Annotated in this window: 12 protein-coding genes and 1 tRNA gene; 6 read left to right on the top strand and 7 right to left on the bottom strand. The window is 72.1% G+C overall.

Annotated features, from left to right (window positions below):
* Nucleotides 1–83: 83 nt before the first annotated feature.
* From ACYVC6_RS18290 to ACYVC6_RS18275, 4 genes are read left to right on the top strand one after another with little or no spacing between them, the layout of a single operon-like run.
* Nucleotides 84–989, top strand: a complete 906-nt coding sequence (locus ACYVC6_RS18290; protein ID WP_460715883.1) for a universal stress protein — start codon at nt 84–86, stop codon at nt 987–989.
* Nucleotides 990–1023: 34 nt separating this feature from the next.
* Complete coding sequence (locus ACYVC6_RS18285; RefSeq protein ID WP_460715882.1) at nt 1024–1962, top strand: universal stress protein; 939 nt, start codon at nt 1024–1026, stop codon at nt 1960–1962.
* 11 nt (nt 1963–1973) lie between these two features.
* Nucleotides 1974–2273, top strand: coding sequence for a dsRBD fold-containing protein (locus tag ACYVC6_RS18280; RefSeq protein ID WP_460715881.1), 300 nt, complete (start codon nt 1974–1976; stop codon nt 2271–2273).
* Nucleotides 2274–2275: 2 nt separating this feature from the next.
* A complete protein-coding gene (locus ACYVC6_RS18275; RefSeq protein ID WP_460715880.1) occupies nt 2276–3295 on the top strand; it encodes a class I fructose-bisphosphate aldolase in 1020 nt (339 codons plus the stop codon).
* A gap of 4 nt (nt 3296–3299) precedes the next feature.
* On the opposite strand, the gene ACYVC6_RS18270 is transcribed toward ACYVC6_RS18275, so the two are convergent.
* The gene (locus tag ACYVC6_RS18270) at nt 3300–4682 is read right to left on the bottom strand and encodes an MBL fold metallo-hydrolase RNA specificity domain-containing protein (RefSeq protein ID WP_460715879.1); all 1383 of its coding nucleotides are present in this window, start codon (nt 4680–4682) and stop codon (nt 3300–3302) included.
* A gap of 84 nt (nt 4683–4766) precedes the next feature.
* The gene (locus tag ACYVC6_RS18265) at nt 4767–7328 is read right to left on the bottom strand and encodes a cation-translocating P-type ATPase (RefSeq protein ID WP_460715878.1); all 2562 of its coding nucleotides are present in this window, start codon (nt 7326–7328) and stop codon (nt 4767–4769) included.
* A gap of 150 nt (nt 7329–7478) precedes the next feature.
* On the opposite strand from ACYVC6_RS18265, the gene ACYVC6_RS18260 reads away from it, so the two are divergent.
* Nucleotides 7479–8633: an alpha/beta hydrolase gene (locus tag ACYVC6_RS18260; protein WP_460715877.1), complete on the top strand. Its 1155-nt coding sequence runs from the start codon at nt 7479–7481 to the stop codon at nt 8631–8633.
* On the opposite strand, the gene ACYVC6_RS18255 is transcribed toward ACYVC6_RS18260, so the two are convergent.
* Nucleotides 8615–8688: transfer RNA gene (locus ACYVC6_RS18255), tRNA-Pro, on the bottom strand. The two genes, ACYVC6_RS18260 and ACYVC6_RS18255, sit on opposite strands and share 19 nt — an antisense overlap.
* Before the next feature lie 104 nt (nt 8689–8792).
* Between ACYVC6_RS18255 and ACYVC6_RS18250 the strand changes: the two genes are divergently transcribed.
* Entirely contained in the window at nt 8793–9548 is a 756-nt protein-coding gene (locus ACYVC6_RS18250) for a group I intron-associated PD-(D/E)XK endonuclease (RefSeq protein WP_460715876.1), read from the top strand.
* On the opposite strand, the gene ACYVC6_RS18245 is transcribed toward ACYVC6_RS18250, so the two are convergent.
* Genes ACYVC6_RS18245 through cmk form a run of 4 tightly spaced genes read right to left on the bottom strand, consistent with a single transcriptional unit; the run spans nt 9536 to nt 13357 of the window.
* Nucleotides 9536–10519: a hypothetical protein gene (locus tag ACYVC6_RS18245; protein WP_460715875.1), complete on the bottom strand. Its 984-nt coding sequence runs from the start codon at nt 10517–10519 to the stop codon at nt 9536–9538. The two genes, ACYVC6_RS18250 and ACYVC6_RS18245, sit on opposite strands and share 13 nt — an antisense overlap.
* A gap of 26 nt (nt 10520–10545) precedes the next feature.
* Nucleotides 10546–11904, bottom strand: a complete 1359-nt coding sequence (der, locus tag ACYVC6_RS18240; protein ID WP_460715874.1) for a ribosome biogenesis GTPase Der — start codon at nt 11902–11904, stop codon at nt 10546–10548.
* Nucleotides 11901–12650 carry a lysophospholipid acyltransferase family protein gene (locus tag ACYVC6_RS18235; protein WP_460715873.1) on the bottom strand — a complete coding sequence of 250 codons (750 nt, stop codon included), beginning with the start codon at nt 12648–12650 and terminating at the stop codon, nt 11901–11903. Before ACYVC6_RS18235 ends, der begins: the two co-directional genes overlap by 4 nt.
* Nucleotides 12647–13357 carry a (d)CMP kinase gene (gene cmk / locus ACYVC6_RS18230; protein WP_460715872.1) on the bottom strand — a complete coding sequence of 237 codons (711 nt, stop codon included), beginning with the start codon at nt 13355–13357 and terminating at the stop codon, nt 12647–12649. The genes ACYVC6_RS18235 and cmk overlap by 4 nt, the downstream gene beginning before the upstream one ends.
* Nucleotides 13358–13361: the final 4 nt, after the last annotated feature.

Here is a 13361-nt window from a genome sequence, read left to right as displayed (position 1 = left end):
GCGCCGCGAGGAGGGCCCTAGGTCCCCCCGCCCCGGGCCCCAAGGCCGTACGCCGGCCCGGCTCGGCGGCCGAGAGTGGAGACGTGACCAGAGAGATCCCCGCAGGCAGCGTCGTGGTCGGCACCGACGGCTCGCCGCACGCCGAGCGCGCGGTCGTGTGGGCGACCCACCAGGCAGTGGCCGAGAGACGTGCCCTGGACGTCGTGCACGCCTACGGCCGGGTCGGCGTGGGTGAGCTCGCCTGGCTCGGGACGCCGGGTCTCGACCAGAGCCAGCTGGCCAGGGCGTTGCGTGCTGCCGGCGAGACCCTGGTGGAGGAGGCACGGCAGCTCGCCCTCGCCGAGGCCCCGCGTCTCGACGTGCGGACCCACGTGCTGGATGGCGACGCCCGCGACGCCCTCGTGGAGGCCTCTGCGTCGGCCCACCTCGTCGTGGTCGGCTCCCGCGGCCGCGGTCCACTGCGCTCGATGCTGCTCGGCTCGGTCAGCGAGTCGGTGGCCCGGCTGGGCAGGTGCCCGGTCGTGGTCTGCCGCCCACCCGAGCAGCACGACACAGGCCACGAGGTTCTCGTCGGGGCCGACGGAAACGTCGCCTCGCTCCCCGTCATCGAGTTCGCCTTCCAGCAGGCCTCCGTGCACCGCCTGCCCCTGGTGGTGATGCACACGTTCGTCGACCCGACCCTGGCGAGGCGTCCTGGCGACGGCGCCGGCCCGGCGGAACCCAGCGACATCGTCGAGCTGAGGATGCTGCTCTCGGAGTCGGTCGCCGGTCTGCGCGAGAAGTACCCCGACGTGCAGGTCGACCTCCAGCTGTCGCGCGGGCTCGTCGACCAGTGCCTGCTCAACGAGGCACCCGAGGCTCGCCTGCTCGTCGTCGGTCGCAGCGACGTCACCGGCTGGTCGCGGTTCCTGTACTCGTCCAGCGCGCTGGCCGTCCTCGAGCGCGCCAGGACCACCGTCGTCGTGGTGCCCGAGCACCCCACCAAGTGACGCGGGCACACGCCCGCGCAGAGAGGAGACCCCGATGAGCGCACCGAGCGACGTCATCGTCGTAGGGGTCGGCGACGACTCATCCGGCTCCGGCGTACGGTTCGCCGTCGACGAGGCCCGCCGTTCGGGTCGGCCTGTGCACCTGGTCCACGTCCTGCAGGTCCCGCCGGGCGAGGCCTACGCCGGCCTCTACGGCGGTGCCCTCGAGGACGCTCGCGCGACCCTGGATGCCGCGGTGACCCACGCTGACCACCTCGCCGAAGGCGACTTCGCCGTGACCTCCGAGCTGGTCGACAGCGGGCGCGCGGTCGACGAGCTGGTGGCGCGCTCCGCGGACGGCCAGCTGCTGGTGCTCGAGCACCGCTCACTGGGCCGGCTGCGCCGCGCGGTCGGCGGGTCCGTCGTCCAGAGCGTCGCCGGGCGGGCGCACGGGCCGGTCGTCTCGGTCCCTGAGGACTGGTCACCCCGGGCCGGCCGGCCCCCGGTGGTGACGGCCGCCGTCCAGGACCCCGTCGAGGCACCGGTGGTCCTGCGCGCCGCCTTCGAGGGGGCTCGGGCCCGCGGCGCCTCGCTCGTCGTGCTGCACGCCTGGTGGCTCGCTTCGGGCTTCGACTCAGTGCTGCTCGACGAGACCTCGCTCAGCGAGTGGACGGCGCGCTGGCGTCGAGACCTCGACCCCGTGCTCGCGCCGCTGCACTCGGCGTTCTCCGACGTGGACGTCGAGGTCGAGGTGCGCCACGCCCCGGCCGCGGAGGCGGTGCTCGACGCGGCGGAGGTCTCCGACCTGCTCGTCCTCGGGCGGCGTCATCACCTGCTCCCCCTGCGCACGCACCTCGGCCCTGTGGCCAGGGCGGCGCTGAGCCATGCCACCTCTCCCGTGCTCATCACCCCGGAGGCTCCGGTGACCGCCAAGGACGTGCGGCGTTCGGATCGCGAGCACCGCCTCCTCGAGACGTTGGCTCCCATCGAGTGAGAGGAACGACCATGGACATCGAGCAGCACGTCACCACCTGGACGGTGAAGCTGCACCTGAGCGACCAGGAAGGTCATACCCACGCCGAGGCACGGCTGATGGCCGGCAACCACGCCTGGCCGGCCGTCACCGGCCGGGCGGAACTGTCGCCACAGGACCCGGAGGACGTGGCGGAGGTGGGCTACGAGCTTGCCGCCGGCCGCGCGCTGCTAGAGCTGGGCCGCCAGCTCGTCGAGGCCGGACTGGCGGATGCCGCAGACGTCCCCGAGACAGAGGTCGGCGGCTGGAGGGTCTCCGACCTGGAGTCCTAGTCATGGACACTCCGGTCCGGACTGCGCAGGAGCTGGTGGCACCCGGGAAGGGGATCCTGGCCGCGGACGAGAGCACCCCGACGATGGCCAAGCGGCTGGCGGCCATCGGCGTCGAGTCCACTGAACCGGTGCGCCGCTCCTACCGCGAGATGCTCGTGACCACCGAGGGCCTCGCCGAGCACGTCAGCGGCGTCATCCTCTTCGACGAGACGCTCCGCCAGCGTGCGGCCGACGGGCGCCGGTTCGCCGACGTCGTCAGCGAGGCCGGCATGGTGCCCGGCATCAAGGTCGACGGCGGGACCCGGCCGATGGCCGGCTTCCCCGGCGAGGTCGTCACCGAGGGTCTCGACGGCCTGCGCGACCGCTTCACCGAGTACGTCGGCCTGGGCGCGCGGTTCGCCAAGTGGCGAGCGGTCATCCGCATCGACGACGGACTCCCGACGCGGGCCTGCATCGAGTCCCATGCGCACGCTCTGGCGCGGTACGCGGCCCTGGCCCAGGAGGCCGGCCTCACTCCGATCGTCGAGCCGGAAGTGCTGATGGACGGCGCACACCCGCTGGACCGCTGCGCAAGCGTGACCGCGGACGTGCTCCGAGAGGTCTACGCCCAGCTCGCCCGGCACCGGGTCGTCCTCGAAGGCACCCTCCTCAAGCCCAACATGGTCGTCCCCGGGGCGGAGGCCACGGAACCCGTCGACGACGACCGGATCGCGAGGGCCACCGTGGACGTCCTGCGCGCGGCCGTCCCGGCCGCCGTGCCCGGCATCCTCTTCCTCTCCGGCGGGATGAGCGACACGCAGGCCACCTCGCGGCTCAACGCGATCAACAGGCTCGGGCGGCAACCCTGGGAGCTGAGCTTCTCCTTCGGGCGGGCCCTGCAGGGCCCGGTCCTGCGGGCCTGGGCCGGCGACGACGCGAACTGGGACGCGGCCCAGGCCGCCCTCCGGCACCGGGCAAACCTCAATGGAGCGGCCCGCCACGGCAGCTATCGATCCGACCTGGAGAACCGGCAGCCGACCTGAGCCTTCAGTCGAGCCGAACCCGCTCACCAGGCGCCGGAACGACCGCGCACCAGCCGAGCTCGTCCCGGATCCGACCGGCCAGCGCCTCGGACGAGGCCGTCTCGCCGTGCACCACGTAGACGATCTCAGGGGGCTCGGGCGCCGAGGCCAGCCACGTGCAGATCTCGCCGCTGTCCGCGTGGACCGAGAAGTCCTGCACGTCGACCACCTCGGCGCGCACCGGGACGTATCGACCGTGGATCTTGACCTGCCGGGCGCCCTCGAGGAGCTGTCGGCCACGCGTGCCGACCGCCTGGTAGCCGGTGAGCACCACGACGTTCCGCGGGTCGGGGAGCTGACTGGCGAGGTGATGGATCACGCGTCCTCCGGTGGCCATCCCGGAGGCGGAGATCACGATGCACGGCATCTCCGGACGGTTCAGCCGCATCGATCCCGCTGCGTCCGTGACCCCGTGCGCGTCGACGGCGTCCAAGGCAGCCCGCATCTCATCGAGATCCGGACGAAGCTGTGGTGACGGCGAACGGAGCGCGCGACGGTAGACGTTCAGCGCGGCGATGGCCATCGGACTGTCCACGAAGAGCGGGAGCCGGGGGATCCGCCCCTCAGCCATCAGCCGGTCGATGGTCAGGACCACCAGCTCGGTCCGGTCCACGGCGAACGCCGGGATCAACACCGACCCGCCACGGTGTGCGGCCCGTCGGATCGCCTCGGCGAGCACGTCGGGGGTGGCCGGTGCGTGGGTCCGGTCGCCGTACGTCGACTCGACGACCACGGAGTGTGCCGCCGGCGGTGGTGCGGGCGGCCTCAGGAGCGGGTGGGTGGGACGGCCCAGGTCGCCGCTGAACAGGGTCCGGCGGCCGGCGGTCTCGACGAGGACGGTCGCCGAGCCCAGGATGTGGCCGGCCGGGTGCAACGTCATGCGCGCCTCCGGCCCGAGCTCGACCGTGGCCCCGAACTCGACCGGGCGCAGGAGCGGCAAGGTCCGTTCGACGTCCTCTCCGTCGTACAGCGGGAGCGCCGGCCGGTGCTTCGAGTACCCCCCGAAGTTGGCGTGCTGGGCGTCCTCCTCCTGCAGGTGCGCACTGTCGCGCAGCACGATCTCCACCAGCTCGGCGGTGTCCGCCGTACAGAGGATGGGGCCCGAGAACCCCTCGCGCACCAGCCGGGGCAGGTGTCCGCAGTGGTCGAGGTGCGCGTGGCTCACGATCACCGAGTCGACGGTCGCGGCCGGCACCGGGAACGGTTCCCAGTTGCGACGGCGCAGGTCCGGCGGCCCCTGGAACAGCCCGGCGTCGACGAGGAGGCGCGAGTCACCGACGTCGACCAGGAACTTGCTGCCGGTCACGGTGGCGGTCGCGCCCAGGAAGGTCAGGACTGGACTGGTCACGATCTCCACCTCCGCGCCCTCGCTGATCCGGCCTGCCCAGCATCGGCCCCCACGAGATCCGGACGTCAGGGGTGCAGGTCCCCGTCAGAGCTGACCTTCGACCCTGCCGTGGTGCCGAGCGCGCTTGGCGGCCGCGTCGACCAGCAGCAGCACGAGGGCGCCGGCACCCGCGGCGAGCCAGCCCAGCGGCGAGGGCCAGCCGCCACCAAGCAGCCCGGCCAGGCTCGGGACGCCCAGGAACACGACCAGCAGCACCAGCTCCGCACCCACGGCCGCCAGGACCAGCCGATTGCCGAGGAACGGCATCCGCCAGGCGGGCAGGACGGCACTGCGACAGGCGAACGCGTTCGCCATCTGCGCGACCGCGATCGTGGCGAAGGTGGAGCCCGATGCGACGGCGAGCAGTCGCGAGGACGGCACCTCCCCCCACGACCAGCCTCCGGAGAGCAGCACCAGCGTGCACACGCTCATGGCCAGTGCTGCCTCGGTGAGCCCGAGGACCCCGAGCGCCCGCAGGAGCAGGGGACGGTCGACCAGCCTTCTCCCCGACCGTCCTCGCATGATTCCTTGGCGGGGGGGCTCGGCCCCCAGGGCCAGCGCCGGCAGCATGTCGGTGCCGATGTCCAGGGCGAGGACCTGCAGGACCGTGATCGCGAGAGGGTAGTTACCGCCGCTCAGGGCCCACACCGCGAACGGCGTCAGCTCGGCCACGTTGTCGGTGAGGTGGTAGGTGAGGAACCTCCGGATGTTGCGGAAGGTGGCCCGCCCGAGCTCGATCGCCGCCACGATCGTCGCGAAGTGGTCGTCGAGGAGGACGAGGTCCGCAGCTTCGCGCGCGACATCGGATCCGCTGGCCCCCATCGCGATCCCGACATCGGCCTCCCGGAGTGCTGGGGCGTCGTTGACGCCGTCACCAGTCATCGCAACCACGTGGCCGCGTCCGCGCAGGGCCGCGGCGATGCGGAACTTGTCAGCCGGGGACACCCGGGCGACGACCACTCCGCCGCGTCGGTCGAGGAGCGCACCCAGGGCGGCGTCGTCCAGAGGCAGCTGGTCACCCGAGACGACCAGTCCGCCCTCGTCCAGGAGCCCGACCTCACGGGCGATGGCTTCCGCGGTGCGGGGGTGGTCGCCGGTGATCATCGCCACCCTGATGTCGGCCTCGCGACAGGCGGCCAGGGCCTCCCGGACGTCGGGTCGCGGCGGGTCCTCGAGGGCGACCAGCCCGAGGAGCTCCAGGTCCGCCTCCATCTCGGGAGAGGCGGCACCGGTCCAGGTGCGCCTCGCCACCGCGAGGACGCGCTGACCGCTCACCGTGAGTCTGTCGAGGTCTTCCTCGAACACCGCGGCGAGGTCGGCGGCGCAGCGCCCGAGCACTCCTTCCGGCGCTCCCAGCACCGACACCTCCCCCTGTCGGTCCAGGGCCGAGGTGAGCATCCGGTCACTCGTGTAGGGGCGCCGCTGGGTGGTGTCGTGGTCGGGCACCTCCGCCGCCGCGCGCAGCGCGAAACAGTGGAGAGCCGCCTCCATCGGGTCGCCGAGCGGGTGCCACCCGCCATGCTCCGCGGCCCCTTCGACCACTCGTCCCGTGACGCAGGCGACGGCCGCCAGCGCCGCGGCGCGCGCCAGGCCGACGGCCTCGGGAGGGCCGTGCAGCGTGGCGACCGGCTCGTAGCCGGCCCCGCTGATGGTCACCGAGCCGGCGGGCGTGACCACCTCGACGACGTTCATCCGGTTCTGGGTCAGGGTCCCCGTCTTGTCCGTGCAGATGAACGTGGTCGCACCCAGGGTCTCGACCGCATCCAGCCGGCGCACGAGTGCCCGGCGGGCGGCCATGTTCTGCGCCCCCCGGGCCAGGGACAGCGTGACGGACGGCAGCATCCCCTCCGGCACCAGGGCGACCGCGACACCGACACCGAACAGGAACGCGTCGGTGGTCGACAGTCCGAGCCCGATCGCAGCGGCGCCCAGACCGACCCCCGTGCCGGTGGCGATGACGGCGAGGACACGGACGACGCGGTCGAGCTGGCGGGTCAGCGGGCTCGGCGGCCGGTCGGCGCTCTCGGCGAGCTCGGCGATCCCGGCGAGCTCGGTCTCGCGCCCCGTCGCCACGACCAGGCAGGTCGCCTCCCCCTGGACCACGAAGCTCCCGCCCAACAGGCCGTCTCCCTCGTGGCGCGGGACCGAACCGCTCTCGCCGGTCACCAGCGACTCGTCCATGCCGAGCCCCCGGGCCGAGAGGACCACGAGGTCGGCGGCCACCCGGTCCCCTGCCTCCAGGAGGACGACGTCGTCGACGACCAGGTCGGCGGCGTCGACGAGGACCCGCCGACCGTCCCGGAGCACCCGGGTGGACGACGGGAGCAGTGCCTTGAGCTTCTGCGCGGATCGGTCGGCCCGGAACTCCTGCCAGAACGCGAAGACGCCGTTGAGCAGGATGATCACGACGATGGCTGCCGACAGCTGCGGCATCCCGGCCAGCAGTGCGAGACCGGCCGCGACCCACAGCAGCAGGGCCAGCAGGTGGGTGAGCTGAGCGGTCAGCAGCCGCAGCGGCGAGGGCCGTCTGGGCTCGGGGAGGAGGTTCGGGCCGTCCCGCTGCAACCGGTCCTCGACCTGCGCACTCGTGAGTCCGACCTGTCCCACACGAACGACGATGCCACCGACGAACGACGCAGGGAGAGAGTCGTTGGTCCCAGCCCGCCGAGACCTCGGTCCGAGGGTGATGACCGACGACCGAACGGGCGAGGTCGTTCGGCCCTGTCCGCGCCCCGGCGTACGCAGCAACCTGGCGGCGTGACTGGTCGACGTGTGCTTCTGGTGCCCGCCTGCCTGCTCTCCCTGGTCAGCTTCGCGGCAGGACTCGGCCTCGCCCTGCCACGACTGAGCAAGGACGACGGCGGGGTGGTCGCCTGGCTCGGCCTGCTGGCTCTGGCTGGGGGCGGGTCGGCCACCATCTGGTGCTGCTGGCGGCTGCTGCGGGCCGTGCGCCGACGCTGGTGGCTGCTGGTCCTCCCGGCTCTCCTCGTCGCCGCCTACCTCGTCCTGTGGACGGTCACCCAAGGCGTCATGGCTGGCCTGCCGGCACACCCTGCCCTGGGTTCGCGCACCCCGGCCGATGTCGGCCTGGGCTACGAGTCCGTGGCTGTGCGGACCGACGACGGTGTCGAGCTTGCCGCGTGGTGGGTGCCCGGTGAGAACGGAGCGGCCATCGTGCTCCTCCACGGTGCCGGGTCAACCAGGACCGCCGTCCTGGCCCACGCCGACGTGCTCGCCACGCACGGCTACGGAGTCCTCCTGCTCGACGCCCGAGGCCACGGTGGCAGCGAGGGTCGGGGCATGGACTTCGGGTGGTACGGCGAGCTGGACGTCGCCGCGGCCCTGGACTTCCTCGGCGACCAGCCGGAGGTCGCGCCGGACGGTCTCGGTGTGGTCGGGCTGTCGATGGGCGGCGAGGAGGCCATCGGGGCCGCCGGTGCCGACCCGCGCGTGCGCGTCGTGGTGGCCGAGGGTGCGACCCACCGGGTGGCGGCGGACAAGGCCTACCTGTCCGAGTACGGCGTCCGCGGGGACATCCAGCGCGCCATCGACCGGGGCACCTACGGCGTCGCCGCACTGCTCAGCCCGGCACCCGAGCCGCCACCCCTGCGGGAGTCGGTCGCGGACGCCCAGGCGGACGGCTCAGCCACCCCGATCCTGCTGGTGGTCGCCGGCGAGGTCGAGACGGAGGGTCTCGCCGCGAGGCTCCTGGACCGGGCGGCCCCTGAAGCGGTCCAGATCTGGACCGTCCCGGGCGCCGGGCACACCGCCGGCCTGCGGACCGAGCCGGAGGAGTGGCAACGCCGGGTGCTGGAGTTCCTGGACGCCGCCCTCGTCCGAACGGGCGAAGGCCGCCTCCGGCTTGGAGACGCCTCTGACCTGCGAAAACTCTGTCGGGCTGACAGGATTTGAACCTGCGACCCCTTCACCCCCAGTGAAGTGCGCTACCAAACTGCGCCACAGCCCGATGGCCCTCACCAGGGACGGCCAGCGAGCAGGCTACCGCAGTGCGCAGGGCCCTCCGAATCGGGTCCGAGCGGATTGTCCGCGGCCGGAACTAGCGTGCCGAGCATGACCGGCAGCACCTACACCGACGGCGAGCTGGCTCGCGCCGTCGCGATTTCCCGTTCGTGGCGGGGAGTGCTTCGTGAGCTCGGTCTCAACGACAACTCCGCGTCGGCGTGTCGCTCTGCACGCAGGCGCGCCGCCAGGCTGGGGCTCGACGTGGATCACTTCACCGGCGGTCGGCGTTGGACGGTGGACGAGCTCGCCGCAGCAGTCGCTGCGTCGACCACCTGGGCGGAGGTCGTGTCGGCGCTCGGCTTGTCCGGAGCGTCCAGCCAGATAGCCCTCAAGGGTCATGCGGTTCGGATGGGCATCGACATCACCCACCTCGGACGAGGCCCCCAGCCGCCCACTGACATGGCCCGCCTTCGACCGGACCCAGCGCACCTCGCCAGGTCCGGCTCGCTCCTGGCGGCCGCCTGGTTCAGCCTGTGCGGCTACGAGATCGCCTGGCCACTCGAGCCCTGTCACTACGACATCATCGCCAGTCGCGACGGGGAGCTCTTGCGCGTGCAGGTCAAGACCACGAGGTCCCGTCCAGCCAACAGCTGGCTGGTGTCTCTCGGGAGCACCAGCCGCAGTGCGCGCGGCTACGACCCGGACGAGATCGACTACTTCTTCCTGATCGACGGCGACCTCGAGTACTACCTGATCCCCGTTGCTGTCGTGGGCGGACTCCTCCAGATCAGTCTCTCCAAGTACCACCGGTTCCGACTTGACCGGAGCGTGCCCTCCACGAGCGCGCGGCTTCAGCCCACCTGAGCCGAGTCCGGGGAGACCTGCAGCGACGAGGTGTCGACCGCGACGAACTGGTCAGCCGGGATCTGCTTGAGGTCCTCGATGAGCTGGTCGGGCCACTTGCGGTGCTGCTCGCCCTGGAAGAACCACGGTGAGCCGTTGTCGGCGAGGACCAGGCCGTACTTCTTCATCGCCGCGACGACCCGCTGGGCGTAGGGCGAGAGGCCCGAGGCGTCGTAGGACGCGTTGAGCCGGAACCGCGCGCCCATCGGCGGGTAGTTGGGGTCGTCGGTGGAGCCGGCGTGGTGGCGCGCCGGCCACAGGTGATGGTTCGAGGTCTCGTCGGTGGTGAAGCGGATGGCGTGGTCGATCCGGTCGGTGCGGACCTCGTTCCAGCGCAGCAGACCGGGCAGGATCGGCAGGCCGGCGGCGTCCGCGGAGGTCCAGCCGTCCGGGCGGAGGTTGTTCCTCTTCAGCGACCACACCGCTCCGGAGCCGGCCCGCCACCTGCCGGCGACCTTGCGGGTGTCGTAGACCTCGTAGAGCTTGCACCGCGACTTGTCGACGATGATGGCGTGCCGGTCGCCGTCGCTGTTGCGGCCGCCCTCGATCCGGGTGTCCTTGCCGAGCGGGTAGCGGACCTTGTCGCTCTCCGAGCCGTAGTAGAACGACACCTTGACCTTGCGGTGGGTCCTGTCGACGACGGTGATGGGGATCCCGTAGTTGGGTCCGTCGCCGTAGGACGGACCGAAGTCCGGGTGCAGGTCGACGTCGGTCGACATGCGCGAGAGCCAGGAGGCGCTGCGCGCATGCACCGGCAGGCCGCTGACGTCGGCGTGCCACCAGTTGTCTGCCGGGAACTCCGAGCACTGCGTCTTGGCGATCGGCTTGTGCGGGGTCGGCGGGACGGCCGCGGAGGGGACGACGAACGTCGAGACGCCGAGCCCGCCCGCGAAGAGCAGTGCCGGCAGAACCGTACGCAGAGCGGGGGGCATCCCTCGAGGTTAGAAGATGCGGAGCATCAGCGCTTGCGCTTCTCGCGCACCCGCTGGGTGATCACGATCGGGGTGCCGACGAACCCGTACTCCTCGCGCAGCCGGCGCTCGACGTAGCGCTCGTAGGACGCCTCCAGCTTGCCGCTGGTGAAGAGCACGAAGGTCGGTGGTGCGGTCGACGGCTGGGTCGCGAAGAGGATCTTGGGCTGCTTGCCGCCGCGGACCGGGTGCGGGTGCTCGGCGACCAGACGGCCGAGGAACGCGTTGAGCGTGCCGGTGCCGACCCGGGTCTCCCACCCCTCCAACGCCCGGTCCAGGGCGGGGACCAGCCGGTCGACGTGCCAGCCGGTCCGCGCGGTGACGTTGATGCGCGGCGCCCATTGCACCTGCACCAGGTCGCGCTCGATCTCCCGCTCCAGGTAGTAGCGGCGCTCCTCGTCGACCAGGTCCCACTTGTTGAACGCGATGACCAGAGCGCGACCCGCCTCCCGGACCGTCTGCAGGATCCGGACGTCCTGCTCGGCGACCGATTGGGAGGCGTCGAGGACCAGGACGGCCACCTCGGCGCGGTCGATCGCGGTGGAGGTGCGCAGCGAGGCGTAGTACTCGTGGCCGGACGCCTCCTTGACGCGCTTGCGGATGCCGGCAGTGTCGATGAAGCGCCAGGTGCGGCCGCCGAGCTCGACCAGCTCGTCGACGGGGTCCACGGTCGTCCCGGCGACATCGTCGACGACGACCCGCTCGGCCCCGGCCAGCCGGTTGAGCAGCGAGGACTTGCCGACGTTGGGCCGGCCGACGATGGCGATCCGCCGGGGTCCGCCGACCACGGTCTCCTGCTCGGGGGGCGGTTCGGGGAGCGCAGCGAGGATGGCGTCGAGCATGTCGCCGGACCCGCGGCCGTGCAGCGCCGAGACGGGCATCGGCTCGCCCAGGCCGAGGTTCCACAGGCCGTAGGCCTCGGCCTCGGTGCGCTGGTCGTCGACCTTGTTGGCCGCGAGGACGACGGGCTTGCCCGACTTGCGCAGGATCTTGACGACCGCCTCGTCGATGTCGGTGATCCCGACCGTCGCGTCGACGACGAAGAGCACGGCGTCGGCCAGTGAGACCGCGATCTCGGCCTGTCCGGCGATCCGTTCGGCCAGCCCGCGAGCATCGGGGTCCCAGCCGCCGGTGTCCACGACGGTGAACGCGCGGCCGTTCCACTGCGCGTCGTAGGAGACCCGGTCGCGGGTCACGCCGGGCACGTCCTCGACCACCGCCTCGCGGCGGCCGATGATCCGGTTGACCAGGGTCGACTTGCCGACGTTGGGGCGGCCGACCACGGCCAGCACGGGCACCACCACGGATGCCTCGTCAGGGGTGTCGAATTCCTGGGAGTCACTCACGTCGGGATGCTCGTGTCCGGGTCTGGGTCCTTGTCCTTGGCCGCGGGGATCGGGCCTGGGAGCGTGCGGCCGGTCAGCTGCTTGGCATGCTCGAGGTGGTCGACCATGAACTCGCGCAGCCTGCGCGAGGCATCCTCGACCGCCTGCTTGGTGCGCGGCCAGTGGATGGGCTCGAAGGTGTAGGGCGCGCCGTAGACGAGATGCACCTGCCCGCCCTTCTTGGGCAGCGCGCTGCTCCCGTCGCCCGGCTCGCGGGTGCCGAACTGGATGACCGGGACGATCGGGGCGCCGGAGACCAGGCCCAGGTAGGCGGCGCCGCGGTGGAAGCGATGGAACTCACCGGAGCCGCGTGACCCCTCCGGGAAGATCCCCACCACTCCCCCGTCGCGAAGGACCCGGAGGCAGACCTTCACGGCCGCGGGGTCGGAGTTGAAGCGATCCAGCGGGACCTGCCCGGACCGGAGGAGGAAGCCTCCGAGCCGGCCCTCGAACATCTCCTGCTTGGTGAGCGCGTGGACCGGGCGCGGGCCGTAGATCGCCAGCAGCGGCCCGTCGGCGATGCCGACGTGGTTGCTCGCCAGGATCACCGGTCCGGCGGCAGGGAAGTGCTCGACCCCGTGCAGGGTCACGGAGATGCGGCGCTGGACGACGAGCCTGGCCGGCCGGCGCAGGTTGTGGAGCAGGAACCGGCTGGGATGCTTCGAGGCGCTGGCCGGGAGCAGGCTGCGGTCGCGGACGTCGTTCACGGCGCGTTCACCCCGTCCCGGGCGTCCGCGACCATGCGCACGATGCGGTCGATGGCCTGGTCCAGGGTGAGGTCTGTTGTGTCGAGGTGGACGGCTCCCTCGGCAAGGACCAGCGGCGAGACGGCGCGTCCGGAGTCGATCTTGTCGCGGGCGAGCAGCGACTCGCGGGTGGCATCGACGTCGCTGCCACCCTCCTCAAGGGCGCGTCGGTGGGCACGCGCCGCGGCGTCCGCGGAGAGGTAGATCTTGACGGCGGCGTCCGGCCAGACCACGGACCCGATGTCGCGGCCCTCGACGACGATCCCGCCGTCCGCGAGCGCAGCCTCGATGATCTGGCGCTGCATGACCTGCATCCGGGCGCGCACCCGCGGCACCGCGCTGACCGGCGACACCGCGGCGTTGACGTCGTCCCCGCGGATCTCGACGGCGACGTCCTCGCCGTCGACGGTGATCGTGGGGGCCACCGGGTCCGTGCCGGACTCGATCCGGGCTTCCTCGCAGCGTGCGGCGACCGCGGCGGCGTCGTGCACGTCGACACCGTGGCGGAGCATCCACCAGGTGACCGCGCGGTACATGGCCCCGGTGTCGAGGTAGCGCAGACCGAGCCGCCTGGCGACGCCGCGGGAGGTGCTCGACTTGCCCGATCCCGACGTGCCGTCGACGGCGACGACGACCCCGTCTCCGGGGCCTGGACCAGCGTTGTTCACGAGG

The sequence above is a fragment of the Nocardioides dilutus genome (assembly GCF_054779555.1).
Note: the sequence above shows the minus strand (reverse complement) of the source record. Positions and strands in the feature narration are given on the sequence as shown.

Coding starts and splice junctions, on each gene's coding strand:
- ACYVC6_RS18285 (WP_460715882.1), top strand. CDS start 1,024: ATGAGCGCACCGAGCGACGTCATCGTCGTAGGGGTCGGCGACGACTCA.
- ACYVC6_RS18280 (WP_460715881.1), top strand. CDS start 1,974: ATGGACATCGAGCAGCACGTCACCACCTGGACGGTGAAGCTGCACCTG.
- ACYVC6_RS18275 (WP_460715880.1), top strand. CDS start 2,276: ATGGACACTCCGGTCCGGACTGCGCAGGAGCTGGTGGCACCCGGGAAG.
- ACYVC6_RS18250 (WP_460715876.1), top strand. CDS start 8,793: ATGACCGGCAGCACCTACACCGACGGCGAGCTGGCTCGCGCCGTCGCG.
- ACYVC6_RS18245 (WP_460715875.1), bottom strand. CDS start 10,519: ATGCCCCCCGCTCTGCGTACGGTTCTGCCGGCACTGCTCTTCGCGGGC.